This is a genomic window from Blautia sp. TF10-30, assembly GCF_003481245.1.
In the GTDB taxonomy this organism is placed as follows: Bacteria; Bacillota; Clostridia; order Lachnospirales; family Lachnospiraceae; genus Fusicatenibacter; species Fusicatenibacter saccharivorans.
In genome coordinates, this window is the sequence record NZ_QUKM01000004.1 from 17,523 (window position 1) to 40,097 (window position 22,575).

At 47.8% G+C, this 22,575-nt stretch carries 22 protein-coding genes; 16 read left to right on the forward strand and 6 right to left on the reverse strand.

Annotation, left to right across the window (positions count from 1 at the left end; genetic code table 11):
• Window positions 1–167 precede the first annotated feature (167 nt).
• The 3 genes from DXD02_RS05380 to DXD02_RS05390 all read right to left on the reverse strand — a co-directional run bounded on the left by DXD02_RS05380 (window position 168) and on the right by DXD02_RS05390 (window position 2,558).
• Window positions 168–1,190 carry a hypothetical protein gene (locus tag DXD02_RS05380; protein ID WP_055221986.1) on the reverse strand — a complete coding sequence of 341 codons (1,023 nt, stop codon included), beginning with the start codon at window positions 1,188–1,190 and terminating at the stop codon, window positions 168–170.
• 17 nt (window positions 1,191–1,207) lie between these two features.
• A complete protein-coding gene (locus tag DXD02_RS16225) occupies window positions 1,208–1,414 on the reverse strand; it encodes a DUF6199 family natural product biosynthesis protein (protein ID WP_334291862.1) in 207 nt (68 codons plus the stop codon).
• A 721-nt stretch (window positions 1,415–2,135) separates the two neighbouring features.
• Window positions 2,136–2,558 (reverse strand): cupin domain-containing protein, encoded by a 423-nt coding sequence (locus DXD02_RS05390; RefSeq protein WP_117802319.1) that lies wholly within the window; start codon window positions 2,556–2,558, stop codon window positions 2,136–2,138.
• Between the two features lie 101 nt (window positions 2,559–2,659).
• Between DXD02_RS05390 and DXD02_RS05395 the strand changes: the two genes are divergently transcribed.
• From DXD02_RS05395 to DXD02_RS05410, 4 genes are all read left to right on the forward strand, one after another.
• Window positions 2,660–4,291 carry a glycoside hydrolase family 13 protein gene (locus DXD02_RS05395; protein WP_118666495.1) on the forward strand — a complete coding sequence of 544 codons (1,632 nt, stop codon included), beginning with the start codon at window positions 2,660–2,662 and terminating at the stop codon, window positions 4,289–4,291.
• Between the two features lie 66 nt (window positions 4,292–4,357).
• Window positions 4,358–5,953, forward strand: a complete 1,596-nt coding sequence (locus DXD02_RS05400; protein ID WP_117804869.1) for a response regulator transcription factor — start codon at window positions 4,358–4,360, stop codon at window positions 5,951–5,953.
• On the forward strand, window positions 5,841–7,409 hold the full coding sequence (locus tag DXD02_RS15785; protein WP_243108241.1) for an extracellular solute-binding protein: 1,569 nt from the start codon (window positions 5,841–5,843) through the stop codon (window positions 7,407–7,409). Before DXD02_RS05400 ends, DXD02_RS15785 begins: the two co-directional genes overlap by 113 nt.
• 177 nt (window positions 7,410–7,586) lie before the next feature.
• Window positions 7,587–9,470, forward strand: coding sequence for a serine hydrolase domain-containing protein (locus tag DXD02_RS05410; RefSeq protein WP_158580156.1), 1,884 nt, complete (start codon window positions 7,587–7,589; stop codon window positions 9,468–9,470).
• Window positions 9,471–9,558: 88 nt separating this feature from the next.
• Here the strand turns inward: DXD02_RS05410 and DXD02_RS05415 are convergent, their stop codons facing one another.
• On the reverse strand, window positions 9,559–10,623 hold the full coding sequence (locus tag DXD02_RS05415; RefSeq protein WP_117804871.1) for a PTS transporter subunit IIC: 1,065 nt from the start codon (window positions 10,621–10,623) through the stop codon (window positions 9,559–9,561).
• A gap of 207 nt (window positions 10,624–10,830) precedes the next feature.
• Between DXD02_RS05415 and srtB the strand changes: the two genes are divergently transcribed.
• The 10 genes from srtB to DXD02_RS05465 all read left to right on the forward strand — a co-directional run bounded on the left by srtB (window position 10,831) and on the right by DXD02_RS05465 (window position 18,690).
• A complete protein-coding gene (srtB, locus tag DXD02_RS05420; RefSeq protein ID WP_118666498.1) occupies window positions 10,831–11,682 on the forward strand; it encodes a class B sortase in 852 nt (283 codons plus the stop codon).
• Window positions 11,683–11,708: 26 nt separating this feature from the next.
• Window positions 11,709–12,440: an NAD-dependent protein deacylase gene (locus DXD02_RS05425; RefSeq protein WP_118666499.1), complete on the forward strand. Its 732-nt coding sequence runs from the start codon at window positions 11,709–11,711 to the stop codon at window positions 12,438–12,440.
• Between the two features lie 106 nt (window positions 12,441–12,546).
• The gene (locus DXD02_RS05430) at window positions 12,547–12,738 is read left to right on the forward strand and encodes a DUF951 domain-containing protein (protein WP_022461609.1); all 192 of its coding nucleotides are present in this window, start codon (window positions 12,547–12,549) and stop codon (window positions 12,736–12,738) included.
• A 146-nt stretch (window positions 12,739–12,884) separates the two neighbouring features.
• Window positions 12,885–13,172 (forward strand): 30S ribosomal protein S6, encoded by a 288-nt coding sequence (rpsF, locus tag DXD02_RS05435; RefSeq protein ID WP_022461610.1) that lies wholly within the window; start codon window positions 12,885–12,887, stop codon window positions 13,170–13,172.
• An 11-nt stretch (window positions 13,173–13,183) separates the two neighbouring features.
• Window positions 13,184–13,645, forward strand: a complete 462-nt coding sequence (locus DXD02_RS05440; RefSeq protein WP_055220137.1) for a single-stranded DNA-binding protein — start codon at window positions 13,184–13,186, stop codon at window positions 13,643–13,645.
• Window positions 13,646–13,665: 20 nt separating this feature from the next.
• Complete coding sequence (gene rpsR / locus DXD02_RS05445) at window positions 13,666–13,914, forward strand: 30S ribosomal protein S18 (RefSeq protein ID WP_022461611.1); 249 nt, start codon at window positions 13,666–13,668, stop codon at window positions 13,912–13,914.
• A 189-nt stretch (window positions 13,915–14,103) separates the two neighbouring features.
• A complete protein-coding gene (locus tag DXD02_RS05450; RefSeq protein WP_117802327.1) occupies window positions 14,104–16,149 on the forward strand; it encodes a DHH family phosphoesterase in 2,046 nt (681 codons plus the stop codon).
• Window position 16,150: 1 nt separating this feature from the next.
• Window positions 16,151–16,597, forward strand: a complete 447-nt coding sequence (gene rplI / locus DXD02_RS05455; protein WP_022461613.1) for a 50S ribosomal protein L9 — start codon at window positions 16,151–16,153, stop codon at window positions 16,595–16,597.
• 4 nt (window positions 16,598–16,601) lie between these two features.
• A complete protein-coding gene (dnaB, locus tag DXD02_RS05460; protein WP_118666500.1) occupies window positions 16,602–17,936 on the forward strand; it encodes a replicative DNA helicase in 1,335 nt (444 codons plus the stop codon).
• 157 nt (window positions 17,937–18,093) lie between these two features.
• Window positions 18,094–18,690 carry a MerR family transcriptional regulator gene (locus DXD02_RS05465; protein WP_055220134.1) on the forward strand — a complete coding sequence of 199 codons (597 nt, stop codon included), beginning with the start codon at window positions 18,094–18,096 and terminating at the stop codon, window positions 18,688–18,690.
• A gap of 64 nt (window positions 18,691–18,754) precedes the next feature.
• Here the strand turns inward: DXD02_RS05465 and DXD02_RS05470 are convergent, their stop codons facing one another.
• A complete protein-coding gene (locus DXD02_RS05470) occupies window positions 18,755–18,958 on the reverse strand; it encodes a DUF1858 domain-containing protein (RefSeq protein ID WP_022461615.1) in 204 nt (67 codons plus the stop codon).
• 206 nt (window positions 18,959–19,164) lie between these two features.
• Here DXD02_RS05470 and DXD02_RS05475 point away from each other — a divergent pair, with 206 nt between their 5' ends.
• A complete protein-coding gene (locus DXD02_RS05475) occupies window positions 19,165–19,335 on the forward strand; it encodes a DUF362 domain-containing protein (protein ID WP_022461616.1) in 171 nt (56 codons plus the stop codon).
• A gap of 68 nt (window positions 19,336–19,403) precedes the next feature.
• On the opposite strand, the gene DXD02_RS05480 is transcribed toward DXD02_RS05475, so the two are convergent.
• Entirely contained in the window at window positions 19,404–20,153 is a 750-nt protein-coding gene (locus tag DXD02_RS05480) for an adaptor protein MecA (RefSeq protein ID WP_055220132.1), read from the reverse strand.
• Between the two features lie 695 nt (window positions 20,154–20,848).
• Between DXD02_RS05480 and DXD02_RS05485 the strand changes: the two genes are divergently transcribed.
• Window positions 20,849–22,549: a glycosyl hydrolase family 18 protein gene (locus DXD02_RS05485; RefSeq protein ID WP_158580155.1), complete on the forward strand. Its 1,701-nt coding sequence runs from the start codon at window positions 20,849–20,851 to the stop codon at window positions 22,547–22,549.
• Window positions 22,550–22,575: the final 26 nt, after the last annotated feature.

A 22,575-nucleotide genomic window follows, 5' to 3' on the forward strand; every position in this document is an offset into this window, starting at 1 on the left:
CAAAAGTGATACAACAATTTTCTTTTAATGCTATCAGGCAATAAAGTTATTCCTTTGGCCAGAGTAAAAGGGATAACTTTATTTTGCTAAAGCATACTAAAAAGGGCGCGTTGCAGAAAATTATCCGCAACACGCCCTCTTCTATAAGTCCTTATGTCAAAATCAAATTATTGGTAATCTTGAATATTGGGATAAGCGGCACCGTTATTATGCGCGTAAGCTGCTTCAAAGTAGTCGAGGCTTTCAAAAGTAATGCCCTGATAGTTTCCGACATTCAACACATCAAAAGTTAGATTCAGAACATCACCAGCGGAATATTGGTCAAGAAGATTTCCTGCAAATTTCCATCCTATGTTTTCCTCATAAGTATCCTCGGTAAAATAAAATGTAGTCGCATCCTCAGTCGCATCATAACTAATGTCAATAATTATATCAGAGAAATGAACTTGATCTCCAGCATTAAAGTCTTTGAGATAATCTACAGTTTTTCCATCAGCAGGATTAATAAATTGAGCATTAAGTTGTGTCATATCAACAACCTCTGGAGGAAGAGAATTAAGTCTGTAAGATTCTGCAACAGAGAATTGATAAACTCTGTTATTATCCCCAAAGTAAAATCCATCTTCCGTCATAGGAACACTTGAACGAGCATTGGCATTGTAATAATGGGCATAATACAACTGCCATTTGTATGTCTCAGTTGAAACAAACTGTGCTTTCCATGTACCAGAACTGTCTCCTGCTTTCTTTGTATAAAACATATACTGATTTGTACCAGTAGTTGCTTGACTTACCGTATCACCAGAGGCATCTGACAAGATGAGTGCAATCTGTGTAAAAATATCGACAAAGATAATCCTATGTCCATGCATACGGATAGAACCAACGCTGTTATCTACTTCTGGACGAAAATAAACCTCAGGCCCCATATCACCCGTGTTATATTCTATGCTAGGTGAAACAAGATAGGCCCAACTACTATCCTTTTCACTCTGTCCATCGAGATCGATAAGCTTTTCCACATAATCTGAAAGGATAATCCAGCCAATCTTCCACCAATTCACTTTGCTTGCTTCAGCAGAAGAACTGATATTCTCGTTGTCGGCATAAGCAAAAGTAGTGTTAGAAAAACTTATGCACATAACCAAGGAAAGAGTAAGTGCAACAATCTTACGTGTTAGCTTTTTCATTAAAAGCCCCCCTTCTCTTATAAAACCAAAACAATAATGCAAATGATGGATGCAATAAAAAAGAATACTCCAGCAACCCGCATCAAACCAAGATATAAATCTGTAGGTTCACCGCCTTTTACAGAAAAGAAGTGTTCAATTTTCCATAAAAGTTCCGGCTTAAAAATCATAAAAAAACTTAATAGAAGCAAAAGGATAAGCCATATGTTATCTATGTATAACACTTCCTTTCTGCTAATACTGAAAATTCAAATAAAAAAGCGCATAAGTAGACAAATAATCATGCCTAACTTATGCGCAAATAGAAACAATTTTAATTCTAAGCCTCCAAAGCTGGCAGCGCCGGTAAAAATGCTCCATTATTAAGTTAGGCAACTTAACCTTAAAACAAATCATCGGTCTTACCTCCCAACAATATAAATTTCGACTTTTCACTTTTATTTTATCACCTAAAGCAGAACTTGTCAATGAATTTGTCTAAAATAAGTCGATTTTCTTTTTTGATTATGTGCATTTTTAACTAATAGAAAGAAAGTTGTATTGAGGGCGATTGGTGTTCCTTATTCCATATGTCGGAACTGTATGAAGTGAAAATAGTTTATCCGTTGAAGAGTCACTCCACAGGTTATGCTTGATTCTTTCAAAGTTATGTTTCTATAATATGCATCCGTACTGTCATATTATAATTCACATTATTGGATAATATAAATTGACAAGTATAAGATAAACAGACAAGGAGTCGCTGCCACCCGTAAAACGGGTGGCTCGGGACGCAGGCTTTAAGCCCACTCTACTTGGCCGCGCCTCAAGGCGCTAGCTTTCTCTTTTAGGCTATACTAAAGTTTTTATTTCCCTGGTACAACCGGGGATTTTTTTGCTTCAAGCCGCCAATTAGAACGGCAGCCACAAAGATTTTTCTTTGCGGCTGCCGTTTTCTTGAATTCATCACTTGACAATGTGGCAAAGATGAGAGAGCAGCGGACGAATCCAGTCTGCTTCACAGGAATCCAGATAGGCACATGAGAGAATTTCTGGAAGAAATACAAGGGCATGGTGAATCGAAGGGGTAGTTCCAATGCTGCAGAGCTGATGCAGTTCGTGACTGTTGATGAAAAGAAAAGTACCTTCGGAAATTGTCCGGGTTTCAGTTTTCAGTGTCAGAGTGAGAGTACCTTTTTCAACCCAGATCCATTCTAATTCTTTATGCCAGTGAAAAGGAACAGAGAGCCCGCCATGCGCATAATCCTGATGATAGATATGGAGCGGAACAGGTTCGGTTCCATGCACGGTAAAATCCCGGATTCCGCCAGAAAGAACAGGGGAACAAGATTCAGGAGAAAAGAGCTCTTTTGAACGTTCTTTTTTCATAAAAGTCAAAATCCTTTCATTAAATACGAAAATCAGGTTAGAAAATATAAGATAATATCATTATACTGCTCTTATAGGAAAAAAGAAAGAGAGGACAGAAAATGAAAAGAGAGTGGTGGCATAGCTTAACCGTATATCAGATTTACACCAGAAGCTTCTGTGACAGCAACGGAGACGGCATCGGCGATTTTGGAGGGATTCTGCAGAAGCTGGACTATCTGCAGGAGCTTGGTGTTGGAGCCATCTGGCTTTCGCCTTTTAACGATTCTCCTAATTACGACAATGGATATGATGTCAGTGACTATTATAAAGTAATGGAAGAAGCGGGCACAATGGAAGAGCTGGAAGAACTGATCGCAGCCTGTGAAAAGCGGGAAATTGTGGTCATGATGGATCTTGTTTTAAATCATAGTTCCCATCTGCACCCATGGTTCCTGGAAGCCAGAAAGGATCGAAACAGTAAATACCATGATTTTTACATCTGGAAGGAAGGAACGAAGGAGCAGCCGCCAGAAGGCGGCGGAGCATTCTTTGGAGGAAGCACCTGGGAATGGGTGCCGGAGGTTCAGGAATATTATTATCACAGTTTCAGTGTAATGCAGCCGGATCTGAACTGGAAAAATCCGTCGCTTCGGAAAGAGCTGTACCGGATGATCCAGTTCTGGATGGATAAAGGGATCCGTGGTTTCCGGCTGGATGCAATTGACAATATTGTAAAAGATGGACATGGAGGAAATGATACTCATTCGGAGCAGATTCATACATACTTAATGGAAATGAATCAGAATACGTATGGAAAATCAGAACAGATCCTGACAGTGGGGGAAACCGGAGGTGCTACGGTAGAAATGGCACAGCAGTATTCTGATCCGGAAAGCCAGGAACTCAGTATGATTTTTCAGTTTGAACTGATGGGAATCGACGGCATCCGAAGTGGAAACTGGGATCCGAAACCGTATACGCTGCCGCAACTGAAGCAGATCTTTGAAAAATGGCAGACGGGACTGGAAGAAAAAGGATGGAACAGTCTGTTCTGGGGAAACCATGATTTTCCGCGTGTCGTATCGCGCTTTGGAAATGACAGGGAACCGTATCGGGAAAAATCAGCAAAAATGTTGGCTGTCCTTCTCCATGGGATGAAAGGAACTCCTTATATTTACCAGGGGGAAGAAATCGGTATGACAAATGTGTCAGGGCTTCGGATCGAGGACTATCAGGATATCGAGTCTGTAAATTTTGCCGAAGACCGTAAAAAAGAAGGCTGGGAGGAAGAAAAAATTCGTACCTATCTTGCACGGAACAGCCGGGACCATGCGCGGACGCCAATGCAGTGGAATGCGGAAAAACACGCCGGATTTACAGCGGGAACACCGTGGATGGCGGAAAATCAGAATTACGAGGAGATCAATGTGGAAAACAGCAGAAAAAATCCGGATTCCCTCTTCTATTTCTATCAAAAACTAATTGCGTTGCGTAGGAAAAATGACACTCTTGTTTATGGGGATTTCCGTCTGATTGAGGAAGAAAATCCGGATATTTTTGCTTATGAGAGAAATATGGGAGAGAAAAAGCTGATTGTGCTCTGCAATTTCCGGGATACCGCGGCAGAGATGAAAGCCCGATATGATTTGACAAAAGGAACGGTTCTGATTCATAATGATACAGAAAGTCTCACAAAAGAAGTGTGGAAGTTACAGCCGTATGAGGCGTATATGATTGAACTTCTGCAGTAAAAAGACAGAAATGAAAAGCAGCAGGAGAAGAAAACTGCAGGAGCAACTGGAAACAGGAGGGAGAAAATGTATCGCGTTCTTCTTGTAGAAGATGAAGAAATTGAACTGGAGACATTGCGGGATTATATTGACTGGAAAAAGAACGGGATTTCCAGAGTATTTACCGCGCGCAATGGCAGAAGGGCACTGGAGTGCCTGGAAGAAAATATGGCAGATATTGTGATTACGGATATTCAGATGCCAGGAATGAGTGGAATTGAACTGGCAGAGACGATCGTACGCCGGGGGTATCCATGCAAAATTGTTTTTCTGACAGGATATGATGATTTTTCCTATATCCATTCCGCTTTTCAGGTGAATGCCGTGGATTACCTTTTAAAGCCATTTACGATTGAAGAAGTAGAAGCATGTCTGAAAAAAGTGAGAAGTGAACTGGAGAAAAGTGAGATAGCAGACTGGTCGCGGAAAACGGCGGCGAAGCAGTTGCTGGAAATGGCTTTGCGGGAAAAACAGGAAACAGAGCTTTTACGGAAAAATTTCCGTGGTGTATTTGGAGAAGAACTGGAAGAGTGCAGGTTTGGAATCATAGCGGTTTATGGAAAAACGGAAGAAAACATCTGTAGCCAAATTCAGGAAAAATACAAGGGCATCCGTTACATCAGCAAAACGGAACGGATCAGCATTCTGCTGCTGGCGGGGTATCTGTCGGTGAAAGATACGGCATTTCAGATCTGGAATGATTTGAAAGAAGACGCACCGAGAGCCGTTGGATGGTGCAGTGGAGCATGGACAGCTGACTGCCTGTACGAAAAGGCGGAAAAACTTCGGAACTGTTGTGTTCTGGCATTTCATATGGATCCACCGGAACTTTTCTGTGCAGATGAAAAAGAAACGGAAGAGGAAAAAGCATATCATTTCCGGGAACAGAAGGAGCGGAGAGAAGAAATCTGTCGTCTGGTCAGCAGCGGGAAAAAGCAGGAAACGCTGCAGACCATGAAAGATTATTTTCAACAGCTAAAGGGGCTTGCGCCGAAAACATTTGCGGGAGAAGTTTATAATCTCTATATGTATCTATGGAACCGTCTTGTTTTGAGCGATGAACTGCTGGAAAACTGGATGGAAGCAGAAAAAATTTTGAGAGAAAATGAAATTTTTGAAGCAAACAACAGTTATCAGATGCGGGAAAAGATGAAGCAGTATCTGGAACGGATGTTGGCATTTTTTGAAGAACAGAATCAAAATCCAAATTACTATGCCGTTTATCAGGTAAAAACATATCTTCAGGAGCACTGCTCGGAAAGCGCAGATATCGAGAAGCTGGCCGCGGAGGTCGGTTTGTCTCCGAATTATCTGAGGAGCCTGTTTAAAGAGGCAACAGGAAAAACGATTTTGGAATACAATACGGAAATGCGTCTGCAGAGGGCGGCGGAACTGTTAAAGAATAAGAAAAATAAAGTACGGGAAGTGAGTCTGGCGGTTGGATATGAAAATGTTTCTTACTTTGGCGTTGTGTATCGCAATGGCGATGAGTGTCCTGATGGCAGCGGGAATGCTTGCAGGATGCGGATCAAATGGCAGTACATCATCAAGTACTGCATCCGGCAGTGCATCATCTGCATCGGGCGAGGTATCAACAGACGGAGTTACGATTTCTATCTTTGACAAAAACTCCGGAAGCAATACCTTTGATGATCCAGTTGCAAAAGCAATTGAGGAAAAAACAGGTGTCAAAATTCAGGTAGAAAATCCAACCGGAGATCCGCTGGAAAAATTGAACCTGATGCTGACCGGTCAGAATTACCCGGATATCGTCCTGATGGATCGTGGAAATGATATTGTAAACCGTTACATTGAGGCAGGCGCACTGCTTCCGTTGAATGATCTGATCGATGAGTACGGCCCGGATGTAAAAGAGATGTACGGGGAAACCTTAAACAAGAGTCGTTATACCGATGGAAAAAATTACTATCTGAATAACTGGTACGGAGAAGATCCGGATCCGGTAGCCGGTGTTCTGATGCGCTATGATTATCTGTGCGAAATCGTTGGAAAAGACCGCGCAGACAGCGATGAGCCATTTACACAGGAAGAGTATATTGACATTTGTAAGAAATTCAAAGAACTTCATCCGACCATTGACGGAAAAGAGAGTATTGCCATTACCTTTGATGCAGAATCCAAAAACTACGATGGAACATTAAAAGGAATGTATGGTCTGAAAACATATTATCAGGATGGGGACAATCTGGAACATGTTGCCAAAGCACCAAACTTCAAAGAGATGATGTCCTTTGCCAATGAACTGTATACCGAAGGCCTTCTGGACAAAGAGTGGGTTGTCAACAAGAAAAATCAGTGGACGCAGAAACTGTCTGCAGGCAACGTATTCAGTACCTTTGCTTCCTATTGGGATACCGATGCAGCAAATACAGCACTTGCTTCTTCTGTAGGAGAAGATGCAAAATTCTATTCCTATAAAATCCTTGGAAACGGAATCAGTGCAGATGAAACTACTTACTGCGGAAGAAGTACACTTGGCTGGGATGCAATCGCGATCACCAAGAATTGTAAAAATCCGGAAGCAGCCATGAAGATGATCAACTACCTTGCAAGCGAAGAAGGACAGTATCTTCTGATGTGGGGTATTGAGGGAACCAACTGGAATATGGAAGATGGAAAACACGTTCCGAACGATGATCTGATTGAAGGATTCCAGACGGATTTTGACAAAACAAAACTGGATACCGGCGTCCGCAAATGGACCTGGTTTGTAAAGAACGGAAATGGTACAGACGGAACTCCATACGATGTAACACAGTATAAAGTAAAAGAGACCCGGCAGGTGGCTATGAATCACTTTGGTGAGAACGACAGATGGGATACCGCAGAGTTTACAGGCCTTACCCCGGCAGGAAGCACTCCGGATGGCTTGAAATGGCAGAAAATCCAGGATATCTACGATCAGGAATATCCGAAGATTGTGAATGCAGACAGCCACGATGCGGCAATGGAAGAGTACGACAAGATGATTTCCGAAATGAATGACGCAGGACTGGAAGATGTAGAAAAAGTTATCACACAGAATTATCAGGAGCGTATGAAACTCTGGAATGAGTAAGCTAAAGTAAAATAAAAAAATCACACACGGAAAAGAACCGGCAGAAATTGAAATACAGATTTCTATGTCGGTTCTTTTTTATCAGAAGAAGCATTGCGATTTTCAAGGAATCTGGATATAATGAGGAAAACTGGAAAAACAGGGAAATCCAACCGCATGAGACAGGAGGCATCGTACATGGCAGCGAAAGAACAGTTAACCGCAATGGAAATGATCTGGGGATTTATGAGTGGGACGACAGGACATATGGGAAAGACGGACTTTGCGCCGCAGAAGGAAGCGTTCGGGGATTTTGCATCTCCGGAAACGTATTTTCCGCGCGTGGTGCCGGAGAGCGAAGGCATCTCATCGGAAAAGCTGACGCAGATGCTTCGTGAGCTCGCCGCTGCGCGCCATACGGACATGCATCATCTGCTGGTCCTGCGGAATGGACATGTCATCTGCGAATGCAATTTCGCCCCATACCGCAGCGGCATCTGGCATGCGACGTATTCTATGTGTAAGAGCATCACTGGCATGGCGGCTGGTTTTCTGATCAGTGAAGGAAAACTTTCCCTGGACGAGAACGTCTATGATATTTTTGAAAAACGAAACGGTCTGCTGCAGAAGATCCTGCGCCCGAATCTGACCGTGAAGCATCTTCTGACGATGAAGAGCGGCGTACAGTTCAACGAGATGGGCGTTGTTTCCGGCAACGACTGGGTGGACAGCTTCTTAAATGCGCCGGTCAAGGGAACACCGGGCGAAGCGTTTGAGTACAACAGTATGAACACGTATCTGCTGTCTGCAATCATACAGGAGCGCACCGGCATGAAAATGGTAGATTACCTGCGGCCGCGTCTGTTTGAGCCTCTCGGCATCCGGAAAGTTTTCTGGGAGAGCTGCCCGGCAGGGATTACGAAAGGCGGCTGGGGCCTCTTCCTGTGCCCGGAGGACGCGGCCAAGCTCGGGGTGATGTACGTGAACGGCGGAAAATTCGAAGGAAAACAGATCGTCCCGGCGGAATGGGTCGCAGCGTCCACCTCCGTTCATGCGACACCGCCGGAAAAGATGGGAAAATATGGCTATGGTTACCAGGTCTGGATGGAGGAGCGGCCGGGCAGCTTTGCGTTCAATGGCATGCTGGGGCAGAACGTGCTCGGTTATCCGGATACCGGCGTGGTGATTGTGACGAATGCGGGCAGCAACGAGCTGTTCCAGACGTGTGAGATGCTCGACATTGTGCGGAAGTATTTCGGCGCGGAATTTGGTGCAGAGCTGAAATCCGGCGAGGCGGAAAGCCCGATGGCATATCAGAAGCTGGTGCAGACCTGCCGTGATCTGGAGGGCGCGAAAGAGACACCGGGAAGAATCCTGCGCGGCGGCTGGAAGCGGAGAACACCGGGGCCGCGGAACAGCGGAACACCGCGTCAGATCGACATGGCGCAGCTTCTGCACGGAAAAGAATATAAAATGGAGGACACGCATGTCGGCATGTTTCCGCTGACGCTGCAGGTCTTCCACAACAACTTTTCCGACGGCATCCGCCGCATCGGTTTCTTCTATGAAAAAGGCCGTTTCTTTGTCGAGCTGACCGAGGGAGAAAAAACACAGCGCATTGCGATCGGTCTTACGGGGTCCAAAGTTGTAGAATGGGTGGAAAACGAGGAATCGTATCTGCTCGGAACGACGGGACAGTTTGCGGAGAATGAAGACGGCGAACTGGTGCTGAAGCTTGAGTTTGCATTTCTGGAAGAGGCCGCAAGACGGAGGGTCAAAATCATTTTCCAGCGTGATTTCGAGCGGATCAGACTGGAGTGGAATGAGACGCCGGGCAAGGATCTGATTATCGAGGGCCTTGAATCCCTCGTGACGGATGTGGCGATCGCACCGCTTCTGCCGTCGCGGTTCCGCGAGCGGAGCCTTGACATGATCCATCTGCTGATGGCACAGACCATTGAGCCAATGGTAGAGGCACACCGTGTGCGGCCGGGGGAAGAAACGGGGACAGAAGAAGCGGCAGCGGAAGCTGAATCGGCCGCGGCAGTGGAAAATGCGGAAAACGCAGAAGAAACGGTGTAAAAACAGAAAAAAATCAGAAGAGAAATGTGGATAAAAAAGGGAATGGAGCTGCCGGATGCGCAGTTCCATTCCCTTTTAAAAATACAGATTACAGATTCAAAGCCATATCGCCGGATTTGATCAGGTTTGCCTTGCGGAATACCTCTGAGAAGAACAAGGTGATCACAGCCGGAAGCACGAAGTGGAGCAGAATAATTTTGATGATAACGAGCTTCGGATCATCGTAAGTGATCATCGTCTGATACGTTGTGATCTGTCCGACAAGACCTGCGGAACCCATGCCGCTTCCCGTTGCATTATTCTGCATATTGGCGAGGATTGTGGAGACGGGTCCTAAAATCGCACTCGAGAAGATGACGGGCAGCCAGATCAGTGGATGACGCATGATGTTCGGCACCTGGAGCATCGAGGTTCCAAGACCCTGTGCGACAAGGCCGCCGAATTTGTTTTCCCGATAACTTGCAACCGCGAATCCGACCATGTTGCAGCAGCAGCCGATCGTTGCGGCACCGGCGGCAAGACCGGAAAGATTCAGAATGATGCCGAGTGCAGCGGAGCTGATCGGCAGTGTCAGAACCATACCCATGACGACCGAAACAACGATGCCCATGATGAACGGCCGCTGTTCCGTTGCCCAGTTGATGATGCTTCCAAGGCCTGTCATCATCTGGGAGATCGGCGGTCCGACGAGCAGTCCGACAACGGAACCGGCTCCGATGGTGATGACCGGTGTCACGATGATATCAACCTTGGTCTTGCCGGAAACCAGATGGCCGCAGGTGATGCCTGCGAAAGCTGCAATGAAAGCGCCGAGCGGTTCGCCAGGTCCTGCCAGAACGGCATTTCCGTCCACAAAGAATGTGCCGCCGGTGATCTTGCCGGCATAACCGCCGACCATGGCGGCGACGGCTGCAGAAACCGTGACAAGCGGGCTTTCCCCATATTTCACTGCCACGCCGACACCGATACCGGCACTTGTCAGGGCTGCGGCAGCTTTTCCAAGCAGATAGATCACATTTCCGGTCGAACCGCCGATCAGAAGACCGATCTGCTGAATCATCGTACCGATAATCAGGGTTGCAAAAAGACCCTGCGTCATGCCGCCGAAGCCATCAATGAAGATGTGCGAGGCGACTTTTTTGATTGTTCGCATATGGAATTCCTCCTCATGTATGTGGTGTGTTACTGTATTCACAAGTGACTTGTCAGTCGACTTTTAGTCTATCATAAGATGGGGGCGGGTGCAATCCTTTTCCGGGGGCATAAGTTGACAAAAGAAAGGGGCACGCTTATAATTGAGACAAATTCAGAGCGCTTCCAGAAAACAGCGCAGACAGTAAAAAAGTGATAAAGGAGACGCATGGGAAAACAGAAAAAGAAACAGAAAAAACGCGGCAATCCGCTTTGGACTCTGGTATTTTTAGCGGCACTTGCTGTTTTCTGCTTTTCCGGGTACAAGCTGATCGGCATTTACCTGGATTACAAGACCGGCACGGATGAATACCGGGATCTGCAGCAGTATACGACGGAAATTACAAAAACACCGGAGACACCGGCACCAAAGAAAACAGAGGAGCCGCAGGCGGAATCCAAACCGGCGGAGCCTTCCGAACCGGAGCCGGAACCACTGTCGTATCCGACAGAACCGCCGCTTGCCGTCGATTTTGAATCCCTAAAAGCGATTAACCCGGATGTGAAGGGATGGCTTTATATCGAAGCTCTTGACATCAGTTACCCGGTCGTACAGGGGCCGGACAACGATGCGTATCTTCATACGACGTATGAGGGAACGAGCAACTTTGCGGGTTCCATTTTCCTCGATTACCAGAATCAGGGTGATTTCAGTGATGGAAACACAATCGTTTACGGTCATAATATGAAGAATCTCTCCATGTTCGGAAAATTGAAACAGATGAAGGAGCAGGAAAAATATAGGGACAGCGTCTATTTCTGGATGCTGACGCCGGAATCAAACGATGTGTACCAGATTTTTTCTGCCTTTTATACGGAGGCAGACAGTGATGTCTACACGCTGTATTCCGGCGGGGGTGAAGCGTTTGTACAGTATCTGAATACCATGGCGGTGCGGTCAGAGATCCCGGTGGAGCAGCCGGAGATGGATGAAAACAGCCATATTATTGTGCTGTCCACCTGTGCGGCGAGCGATACGACTGGACGGTTCGTCGTTCTGGGCGTGCGGCGGAACCGGTAATGATTAGTCAGAAGGAGGAATGACAGATGGAAGAGGAAAGAAAAATCGAAGAACTGCAGAGATTGATTGATACGCATGAAAATATTGTATTCTTCGGCGGCGCGGGTGTGTCCACGGAGAGCGGGATTCCGGATTTCCGGAGCGTGGATGGCCTTTATCATCAGAAGTATGACGTTCCGCCGGAGACAATTTTAAGCCACAGCTATTTCCTGCGGTACCCGGAAAAGTTTTATGCTTTTTACCGCGACAAAATGCTTCCGGTCGGCGCAGAACCGAATGCGGCGCACAAAAAGCTTGCAGAGCTGGAAGCGGCGGGAAAATTAAAAGCGATTGTGACGCAGAACATTGACGGACTGCATCAGGCGGCGGGAAGTAAAGTAGTGTATGAACTGCACGGAAGCACACACCGCAATTACTGCATGAAATGCGGGGCAGCCTGCGATACAGAGCTGGTGAGAAAGAGCAGCGGCGTTCCAAGATGTGAAAAATGCGGAGGCATGATCAAACCGGATGTCGTACTCTACGAGGAGAGTCTGAATGAGAAAGTGCTCGACGGTGCGATCCGCGCGATTGCGGCCGCCGATCTTCTGATCGTCGGCGGAACGTCGCTTGCTGTGTATCCGGCAGCAGGTCTTCTCCAGTATTTTCGGGGCGATGCACTGGTCCTGATTAATAAAGGTGCAACACCGATGGACAACAACGCAGATCTTCTGATCCAGCAGCCGATCGGACAGGTGCTCGGCAGTATCCGGGTGTGAAACTTCAGAGCTGTGAAAAATGGAGGTGCGGCTCTGATGATACAGAGAGAACCTTGAGAAAAAATCTCGGAAAGTGTCAGGAAATATAAAAATAAGGCGGAAAAACATGGCAGAACATTACGAAGTAGGCGATATTGTAAAACTGAAAAAGCCGCATCCGTGCGGCAGCAGCGAGTGGGAAATCCTGCGTGTCGGCGCAGATTTCCGTCTCAAATGCACCGGCTGCGGCCACCAGATCATGGTAGCACGCAAGCTGGTCGAGAAAAACACCCGCGGATTACGAAAAAAAGATGCGTAATATCGTGAAAAAACAAGAAAACACGCGAAAAAGGGCTTGCTATAAGCCCTTTTTTATGTTAAAATAACAAATTGTGACGTATAAAAATAATTCCTTGCTCCCCATAATGAAAATGGGGTGCCAAAAAGTCCAAAAGGAGGTAAAGCATGAACAAGTACGAATTAGCACTGGTTGTGAATGCAAAACTTGAAGAAGAGGAACGCGCAGCTGTAGTTGAGAAAGCCAAAGGTTATGTAACCCGTTACGGCGGAACAGTTGGCGAAGTAGAAGAGTGGGGCAAAAAACGCCTTGCATACGAAATTCAGCATATGCGTGAAGCATATTACTACTTTATTCAGTTTGAAGCAGACGCAACAGCTCCGGCAGAGATCGAGAGCCATATGCGTATTATGGATAACGTACTGAGATACTTAGTCGTTAAAAAGGAAGCTTAAGAGGTAAGCGAATGAATAAAGTTATATTGATGGGAAGATTGACCAGAGATCCCGATGTCAGATACTCTGCTGGAGAGAATTCCACAGCGGTAGCCCGTTATACACTGGCTGTTGACCGCAGATTCCGCAGAGACGGCGATTCCGCAACCGCAGACTTTATCGGATGCGTTGCTTTCGGCCGCCAGGCAGAATTTGCAGAGAAATACCTGCGTCAGGGAACGAAGATCGCCATCACCGGCCGCATTCAGACCGGAAGCTACACCAACCGTGAAGGCCAGAAGGTTTACACGACAGACGTAGTTGTAGAAGAGCAGGAGTTTGCAGAGAGCAAAAATGCAGGTGGAAACAACGGAGGATACTCCGCACCGCAGCATAACAATCCGGCTCCGTCCGCGAATACATCTGACCTGGGCAGCGCCGATGGTTTTATGAATATTCCCGATGGCATTGACGAAGAATTGCCATTTAATTGATAGAAAAGGAGAGATTGATCATGGCTTATAATAATAGTGAAAGACCAGCTTCCAGAAGACCGGCCCGCAGAAGAAGAAAAGTTTGTGTTTTCTGTGGTGGAGAAGAGATCAGCTACAAGGATGCAGCTAAACTGAAAAAATATGTATCCGAGCGTGGTAAAATCCTGCCGAGACGTGTAACTGGAACCTGCGCAAAACATCAGAGAGCAGTAACAGTAGCCGTTAAGAGAGCAAGACATATGGCTATTATGCCGTACGTAGATGATTGATTCTGACTTGCGCTAAGCACTGTCCGAACGTTCATTTTGAATCGGTAAATAAATGGAGGTATCTGCCCGAAAAGGGCGGGTACCTTTTTTGTATCCAGAAGTATCTTGTTGCCAAAGTACAGGTCAAAGTGGTATAATCGGAAGGACAGGAGCGAAATACAACACGCAACGTTGGAAAGGTGTTAGGAAATGAAAAGCAAAATGAAGTTGAGCGGCCAATTGCGGAGCTATCTTCGATGGCCGCTGATTTTGTCCATCCTGATGCTTGTGATGAATATCGGCATGTATTTTGTGGATGTGATGGCAGGAATGTGGTTCACGCTGTTTTTTGCAGTCTATGTGATCGCAGCCGCAGTTCTCTATTACAGACAGCGTCCGCAGGTGATCAACGAGCTGATTACCTTTGCGACCGAATACGGTCAGGTTCAGAAGCATCTGATCCAGGAACTGGCGCTGCCCTATGCCGTTATGGATTCGCAGGGAAAACTTCTCTGGGTCAACAAAGAGTTTACAAAAATCACAGGGAAGGATACACAGTATCATAAATGTATCGCCACCATTTTTCCGGAGCTGACGGTCGAGCGGCTGCCGAAAAATGAGGAGGAGACCGACATCAACGTGGCTTACGGCGAAAAGAATTTCCGTGCCCATGTAAAAAGCGTCTGCATCGACGAGCTGATCCAGAATTCGGAGATGATCAACACAGATATCAAAGGCTATTTTATTCAGGCACTGTATCTGTTCGATGAGACGGAGCTCCGCGAGTATATGCGGAAATTCGAGGACGAAACGATGGTCACCGGTCTTCTGTATCTGGACAACTACGACGAGGCGCTGGAGAGCGTCGAGGAGGTCCGCCGTTCCCTTCTGACCGCACTGGTCGAGCGAAAGATCAACAAATATTTCAACGATCTCGATGGACTGGTGAAGCGGTATGAGAACGACAAATACATCGTGGTCATGCGCCGGAGTTCGTTAAATGAACTGAAAGAGAAAAAGTTCGATATCCTCGAGGACGTCAAGACCATCAACATCGGAAACGAGATGGCGGTCACAATCAGTATGGGTATCGGAGCAGATGCTGGATCGTTTGCGAAAAACTCCGAGTATGCGAAAATCGCGATCGACCTGGCTCTTGGCCGGGGCGGCGATCAGGTCGTTTTAAAGGACGGTTCGAAGATTCAGTATTTCGGCGGAAAAACGCAGGCTGTGGAAAAGAATACGAGAGTCAAAGCCCGCGTCAAGGCGCACGCGCTGAAAGAATTTATGAACACGAAAGAGAAGGTCGTTGTCATGGGACACCGACTGCCGGATGCCGATTCGTTCGGTGCGGCCATCGGTATCTACCGTGCGGCGAAAACGCTGAATAAAAAAGCGTACATCGTCATCGACAACCCGACCAGCTCGATCATTCCGCTGATGAATACGTTCCGCGACAACCAGGATTATGAGGCGGACATGTTTGTCAACAACCATGAGGCGAAAGAGATCATGGACGACAACACGCTGCTCGTTGTGGTCGATACGAACAAGCCGAGCATCACACAGTGTGAGGATCTGCTGTACATGGCGAAAATGATCGTCGTGCTGGATCATCACCGGCAGGGAAGCGATACGATCCGCAACTCGGTGCTTTCCTATATTGAGCCGTATGCATCATCCGCGAGCGAGATGGTTGCCGAGATTCTCCAGTATTTTACCGAGGGAATCCGCATCCGGAACGTGGAGGCGGACAGCATCTATGCCGGCATCATGATCGATACCGACAACTTTATGCAGAAAACAGGTGTCCGCACGTTCGAGGCGGCAGCGTTCCTGCGCCGCTGCGGTGCGGATGTGACGCGTGTGCGCAAGCTGTTCCGTGAGGATATGAACGATTACAAGGCAAGAGGAGAGACGATCCGCAATGCGGAGCTGTTCCGCGGCCAGTTCGCGATTTCCGAATGCCCGAGCGACTATGTGGACAGCCCGACGGTGGTCGGAGCACAAGCGGCGAACGAGCTGCTGAACATTGTCGGTGTCAAGGCGTCCTTTGTACTGACCGAGTACAAAGGCGTGATCTATATCAGCGCCCGCGCGATCGATGAGGTCAATGTACAGATCATCATGGAGCGGATGGGCGGCGGCGGTCATCTGAATATGGCAGGATGCCAGCTTGAGACCGTCGATCTGGAGGGGGCGCGCAGCCTCCTAAAATCAACCTTAACAGAAATGCAGGATGGAGGAGAAATCTGATATGAAAGTTATCTTACTGGAAGACGTAAAAGCACTTGGTAAAAAAGGACAGACTGTAAACGTAAGTGACGGATATGCAAGAAACATGCTTCTGCCGAAAAAACTCGGCATCGAGGCAACCGCAAAAAACCTGAATGAGCTGAAACTCCAGAAAGCACACGAGGACAAAGTGGCAGCAGAGCAGCTTGCCGAGGCACAGGCTTTCGCGAAAGAGATCGAGGACAAACAGGTTACCGTAGCAATCAAAGTCGGCGAGGGCGGAAAAGTATTCGGAAGTGTATCGGCAAAAGAGATCGCTGAGGCAGCAAAAGAGCAGCTCGGATACGACATCGACAAAAAGAAAATGCAGCTTCCGAACCCGATCAAGGTTCTTGGAACGACAGAAGTGCCGATCCGCCTGCATACCAAAGTAACTGCAAAGCTGAAAGTTATCGTAAAAGAAGCATAATTCTATGGAAGAAGCACTGATTAAACGAATCCTTCCGCACAGCATCGAGGCGGAGCAGTCGGTCATCGGTTCCATGCTGATGGGGCGCGAAGCCATCATGGCGGCATCGGAAATCCTGACGAGCGACGATTTTTACCAGCACCAGTACGGCGTCATTTTTGATGCCATGGTGGAGCTGTTCAATGAGGGAAAACCGGTCGATCTGGTCACTCTGCAGAACCGCCTGCGTGAAAAGGATGTTCCGCCGGAGATCAGTTCGATGGAGTTTGTCCGCGATCTTTTAAATGCGGTGCCGACTTCGGCGAATGTGCGCCATTATGCGAACATCGTCAGCGAGAAAGCGGTGCTGCGCCGTCTCATTAAGCTGACAGAAGAGATAGAGAATGACTGCTATCTGAACAAAGAGCCGGTGGAAGTCATCATGGAGGAGACGGAAAAGAAGATGTTCCAGTTATTGGGTCAGCGGAATTCCGGAGACTTCATGCCGATCCGCCAGGTTGTCATCAATACGCTGGAGAACATCGAGCGTGCATCGAAGACGAAGGGAAATGTCACGGGTATTCCGACCGGATTCACGGATCTGGACTACAAGACATCGGGTCTGCAGAACTCTGACTTTATCCTGATTGCGGCACGTCCGTCTATGGGTAAAACGGCGTTTGTCCTCAATATTGCGCAGTATATGGCGTTTAAGAAAGACAAAGCCGTTGCGATTTTCAGTCTCGAGATGTCGCGGGAGCAGCTGATGAACCGTCTGCTCTCGATGGAGTCGAAAGTAGATTCCCAGCATCTGAGAACCGGAAACCTGAAAGACGACGAATGGAGCAAGCTGATCGAGAGCGCCGGCATGATCGGTGAATCCCGACTGATGATCGACGATACACCTGGTATCTCGATCGGAGAGATGCGGTCGAAATGCCGCAAATACAAGCTGGAGTACGGTCTTGATATCATCATCATTGACTACCTGCAGCTGATGTCGGGAAGCGGAAAGAGCTCTTCGGAATCGCGTCAGCAGGAGATTTCGGATATCAGCCGTTCCTTAAAAGCACTCGCGAGAGAGCTGAATGTGCCGGTTGTTGCACTGTCCCAGCTTTCCCGGGCTGTTGAGCAGCGTACCGACCACCGTCCGATGCTTTCCGACCTGCGTGAGTCAGGAGCGATCGAGCAGGATGCCGACGTTGTTATGTTTATCTATCGAGATGATTACTATAATAAGGATTCCGAGAATAAGGGAATCGCGGAAATCATCATCGCCAAACAGCGAAACGGCCCGATCGGAACCGTCAATCTGGTCTGGCTGCCGGATTATACGAAATTTGCGAATGCAGAGAGATAAAAGAAAATATTTTATGTATCAGAACGTGTCGTGGGAAAGTCCTGCGGCACGTTTTTTGTGTATAATTGTATAAAATTGTCGGAATATTACGATGAGATTTTCTTGCGGCGGGGTGGGGACGCTCTTATAATAAAGGGAAGAAGGGAGTGGCTGCCGTATGGAAAATAGAACGTATCTGGTCACGGAGGCGGAGAAGCTGACCGGGGAGAAAGCGCATGTGCTCCGGTACTGGGAGGACGAGCTCGGCATGGAAATCCACCGCAATTCGCTGGGACACCGCTGCTATACTGCGCAGGACATTCAGATTTTTCTGGGAATCCGGGAACTGAAGAAAAAGGGGCTTCACCTGAAAGCGATCCGCGAGCTGATGCCGAAGCTGGTGCAGGCAACGGCAGAGATCAAAGCGTTTCCGGCGGAAGCGGCAGAGACGGCGAAGGAGAAGCCGGATCCGGCAATACCGGGAAAAGCGGACGAAGTGCCGGAGGTGGTTGTCGATCTTCTGCCCGAGCGGGAAGCAGAACAGCTGGCGGACACTGTGATGCGGCAGGAAGAGGAGGAGCGTCAGACGGAGTTTTACCGCGTGCTCGGCCGTCTGCTCGATCAGATGATACAGAAGCGGCGCCAGGAAGAGCGGAGCCGCCGTGTGGATGAGGCGATCCGCCGCCACCAGCAGAGCCGGAGAGAAGCAGCGGCGACGCTGGAGCAGAAAGGAAAACGGACGAAAGCAAAACGGGGCCATCGGAACAATGGGTAAATCGGACAGAAAAAAAAGAACGCCTGCGAGAGGCGTTCTTTTTGGATCCACGCGGAAATCCGACTTATTTTGCAGCCAGATAATCGTTGATCTGGTCTTCCAGAACCTGAGCGTCCAGGCCGTGAACCATAGCTGCTTCTTCCAGGGACTCACCCTGTGCAGAAGGGCAGCCGATGCAGTGCATACCGGCTCCCATCAGGATTCCGATGATATTTGTATCCATTGCGATTAACTCGCCGATTGTCATGTCTTTCGAGATCTTTGCCATCTTAAAGTTCCTCCTTTAAATGTGTATATACCCGTCGTTCCGAGTTTGACGGCTATTTTGATTATAGCGTACCCCCGGGGGGAATGCAAGAACAAATTCATAAGATTATAGAATGTTTATAATTTTGTACTTGTATTTCAGGGGGCAATCGTTTACAATGTGGATAGTACCGAAAGGGCCAAAAAATCTACAAGGAGGATAAGATCATGGCATATGTAATCACAGACGAATGTGTAAGCTGCGGAACCTGCGCTGGAGAATGTCCAGTAGAGGCTATCGCTGAGGGAGATTCCCATTACGAAATCAACCCGGATGTATGCGTTGAGTGCGGAACATGCGCAAGCGTATGTCCAACCGAGGCTATCACAGAAGAGTAATTTGTACGGAACGTACAAAAAAGGAAGTCCTTCGCGGACTTCCTTTTTTTATACATACGTTTCAAAACTTACAGAGAAGCCAGCTCCTGCAGAGCATTCTCTTTTACCATTGCATTTCCATGTTCCAGCAGAAATGCTTCAGCGGCCAGGGAGAAGGATTCCTGTCTGCCGTACTCAGAAAGAATGTTGCAGACCTTGTTGAATTCCTCCGGTTTGCAGCCGGACTGGTGCAGAACGAGCTGATAGTTGGCATCTGCCCTGTTCTTATAGAGGGAATTGCTGCCGGTAAAATACTGGTTCAGCGCTTTTGCGGAGCTGATGACATCGTCGAGGGTTGAGAAGTGGAAGGTGCGTACCAGATCCACATTCTTTTCCTCGGATGCTGCAGGCTCTTTTTCGTTTTCCTTCTGTGCCGCTTTCTTTGCGATTTCCTGTGCCTTGTTCTTCACATCGCAGAGCTTGTGGAACAGGTCGATGATGTCGTCCGCGCCGGAATACTGTACCGGTTCCGGTCCGTCCGTATCGTCGCCGGATGGAGCAAATTTGGCGAAGCGGGTGTCGAGCTCCTGTGGATCCTCGACTCTGGTGATAATGAGGACAATGCTGTCCGGAGCCACCGGAACGGCCTCGACCATGAGCGGGGCATTATCCACATTGAAGCCGAACTGCTGGTTGGCTTCAAGCATCATATCCTGAAACAGGCTGCGGGCCTTTTCCGTGCCGTAAGCCAGTTCGCTGAGCTTTAAATTTCTTTCGGCAAGATCGGCGCTGGTCAGTGTGCAGCGGATCTTGTTATCATTGATTTTTTCTATTTTCATAACTCTCACGTCCTTAATTACTCTTTACTTATATAAATAGGGCTGCTTACAATATAGTATAACACATCACGGAAAGAAGTAAAGAACTTAAGATTTTTTTTACATTTCGCATAATTTTTTCAGAAATGAAGGGACAAACTTTATTTGTAATTCCCCCGGCTTGAAGTATAATAGGAGTTGGGGAAACCTTTGCTTCTGCCCGGAGGGTGCATACTCCGGCCAGAAGCAGGCACAGAAAAAACGGATCGGATAAGAAGGCGTCCCCGTGAAACATGATCATTGAAACTAAAAACAAAAGTATTTCATACGGATCTATGGGGCTTTCTTTTTTGTACGTCACAACTGCAAATAAGCCATGAAACAAACAATCGACAAAACTTTTTAAACAGATTTTTTGAAAAATACCCAATAGCAAAAAGCAACGATACTTTCGTTACTGTTCAATCAGCAGTGAAACACCTGCTGTTTCGCTGCGTAAGAACATGATTCAGGTGTGAGCAGCCCTCCTTTTGCGAAGCAAAACTTTAAATGAGGGCTGCGAATGTTACAGTTCGCTGGGAACCAGTGAACTGTAACGATACTTTCTGACTCGCATGCGGTTCCCTTGCGCATAACGGTTGCTATTGGGTATTTTTTTTGTTATAATGGGCGCAAGTGGGGAGATCTTCAGAGCGAAGAAAAGGGGAAAAGAACACATGAAGGAGCAACAGAAGAAAAAAGCAGCGCCGGTACTGGTCGTACTGATTCTGATCGTGCTAGTCGGTGCAGCAGGCGTTGTTTCATTTTTGATAAACCGATATAAACCCGGAACCGAATACATGGCCGGGAACGAATATTTTAACCTGACAGACGAAAACAGCGTTGCGCTGATCCAGAACGGAGAACTTCTGGAAGAGCAGGCCGTCCTTATCGGAGGAGAGCCGTATGCGGCATACACATATGTAGAATCCCAGCTGAACAGCTGCTTCTACTGGGATGAAGAAACAAAAGGAATCCTGCTTACAACGAGCGGCGGCGTGCAGACACTGCTTCCGGGCGATGCGGCCGTTGCCAAAACACCGGGCGGACAGCCTGCCGTACAGCAGGAGAGCGACGGAAAGGTTTACATTTCGCTGGATGTCGTAAAAGAATACACAGATCTCGACTATGCATATTACAGCGATCCCAACCGTGTTGTAATCCGGAATGAATGGGACGGCGTGGAACAGGCGACGGTACAGTCAGACACCGCGCAGGTGCGCCAGAAAGGCGGCATCAAGAGTCTGATTCTTGCGGATGTACAGAAGGGTGACACCCTGCTGTATCTGGAAAATCTGGACAACTGGTGCAAAGTCATGACGGCGGACGGCTATACCGGCTACATCCAGACAGAGGATATCTCCGAGCCGGAGGACATCGAAGCGCGGACGGCAAAGAAAGATTCCTATGAAAGAATTACACGGGATCACAAAATCAATCTGGTCTGGCATCAGAGCACATCGACCGAGTCGAACGACGCGATGGCAGAGATGACAGCAGAAATGACCGGCGTGAACGTGATTTCACCGACCTGGTTTTCCGTGACAGACGAAACCGGTACGATTTCCAGCCTTGCGAGCGCCGATTACGTGAAACTGGCGCATGAAGCGGGACGGGAAGTCTGGGGATTGATTGATAACTTTAATGAAGCATTTGACGAAACAACCGATCTTGCCTACGCATCCGTGCGCAGTAGAATCATTGAGCAGCTGCTCGCCGAGGCAGCATCGTGCGGCATGGACGGCATCAACGTGGATTTCGAGAATCTGAAAGAGGCCGGAATCCCGCATTACCTGCAGTTTCTGCGGGAACTGACGAGCGCGGCGCATGCACAGAATCTTGTGGTGTCGGTCGATACGCCGGTACCGCAGGCTTACACGATGTATTATCAGCGCGGCGAGCAGGCAAGATTTGTGGACTATATGATTGTCATGGCCTATGACGAGCATTTCGCGGGAAGCGAGGAGGCAGGCTCTGTTTCATCCCTCCCGTTCGTACAGCAGGCCGTGGAGGAGATGACGCGGGTGATGCCTGCCGATCAGGTGATCTGCGGAATCCCGTTTTATACCCGTGTCTGGACGGAAAAGTTCGGACAGAGCGCCATTACCAGCGAGGTGCTGGGCATGGATGGCGCCAAAAACTATGCCAAAGAGAATCAGATGACAGAAACCTGGGATGCATCCCTTGGCCAGAATGTGGCAACGGTAGAAACTTCCGATGCCAGATACACGATCTGGATGGAGGATGAGCAGTCCATGGAGGAAAAACTGAAAGTGATCCAAAGCGCTGATCTCGCCGGAGTGGCAGAGTGGAAGCTCGGATTCGAGTGCGCAGACGTCTGGAGTCTGATTTCAGAATATATTGAAACAAACAGTTGACGAGGAGTCCGGGAAGGATAAGGGGA

Bases quoted from the DNA above. Each gene is read 5' to 3' on its own strand.
- DXD02_RS05480 (WP_055220132.1), bottom strand. From the start codon at position 20,153: ATGAAAATAGAAAAAATCAATGATAACAAGATCCGCTGCACACTGACC.
- DXD02_RS05415 (WP_117804871.1), bottom strand. From the start codon at position 10,623: ATGCGAACAATCAAAAAAGTCGCCTCGCACATCTTCATTGATGGCTTC.
- DXD02_RS05475 (WP_022461616.1), top strand. From the start codon at position 19,165: ATGGCATATGTAATCACAGACGAATGTGTAAGCTGCGGAACCTGCGCT.
- rpsF (WP_022461610.1), top strand. From the start codon at position 12,885: ATGAACAAGTACGAATTAGCACTGGTTGTGAATGCAAAACTTGAAGAA.
- rpsR (WP_022461611.1), top strand. From the start codon at position 13,666: ATGGCTTATAATAATAGTGAAAGACCAGCTTCCAGAAGACCGGCCCGC.
- DXD02_RS05390 (WP_117802319.1), bottom strand. From the start codon at position 2,558: ATGAAAAAAGAACGTTCAAAAGAGCTCTTTTCTCCTGAATCTTGTTCC.
- srtB (WP_118666498.1), top strand. From the start codon at position 10,831: ATGGGAAAACAGAAAAAGAAACAGAAAAAACGCGGCAATCCGCTTTGG.
- DXD02_RS05465 (WP_055220134.1), top strand. From the start codon at position 18,094: ATGGAAAATAGAACGTATCTGGTCACGGAGGCGGAGAAGCTGACCGGG.
- DXD02_RS15785 (WP_243108241.1), top strand. From the start codon at position 5,841: ATGCTTGCAGGATGCGGATCAAATGGCAGTACATCATCAAGTACTGCA.
- DXD02_RS05400 (WP_117804869.1), top strand. From the start codon at position 4,358: ATGTATCGCGTTCTTCTTGTAGAAGATGAAGAAATTGAACTGGAGACA.
- dnaB (WP_118666500.1), top strand. From the start codon at position 16,602: ATGGAAGAAGCACTGATTAAACGAATCCTTCCGCACAGCATCGAGGCG.
- DXD02_RS05380 (WP_055221986.1), bottom strand. From the start codon at position 1,190: ATGAAAAAGCTAACACGTAAGATTGTTGCACTTACTCTTTCCTTGGTT.
- DXD02_RS05430 (WP_022461609.1), top strand. From the start codon at position 12,547: ATGGCAGAACATTACGAAGTAGGCGATATTGTAAAACTGAAAAAGCCG.
- DXD02_RS05450 (WP_117802327.1), top strand. From the start codon at position 14,104: ATGAAAAGCAAAATGAAGTTGAGCGGCCAATTGCGGAGCTATCTTCGA.
- DXD02_RS05425 (WP_118666499.1), top strand. From the start codon at position 11,709: ATGGAAGAGGAAAGAAAAATCGAAGAACTGCAGAGATTGATTGATACG.
- DXD02_RS05410 (WP_158580156.1), top strand. From the start codon at position 7,587: ATGGCAGCGAAAGAACAGTTAACCGCAATGGAAATGATCTGGGGATTT.
- DXD02_RS05440 (WP_055220137.1), top strand. From the start codon at position 13,184: ATGAATAAAGTTATATTGATGGGAAGATTGACCAGAGATCCCGATGTC.
- DXD02_RS05470 (WP_022461615.1), bottom strand. From the start codon at position 18,958: ATGGCAAAGATCTCGAAAGACATGACAATCGGCGAGTTAATCGCAATG.
- DXD02_RS05395 (WP_118666495.1), top strand. From the start codon at position 2,660: ATGAAAAGAGAGTGGTGGCATAGCTTAACCGTATATCAGATTTACACC.
- DXD02_RS05485 (WP_158580155.1), top strand. From the start codon at position 20,849: ATGAAGGAGCAACAGAAGAAAAAAGCAGCGCCGGTACTGGTCGTACTG.
- rplI (WP_022461613.1), top strand. From the start codon at position 16,151: ATGAAAGTTATCTTACTGGAAGACGTAAAAGCACTTGGTAAAAAAGGA.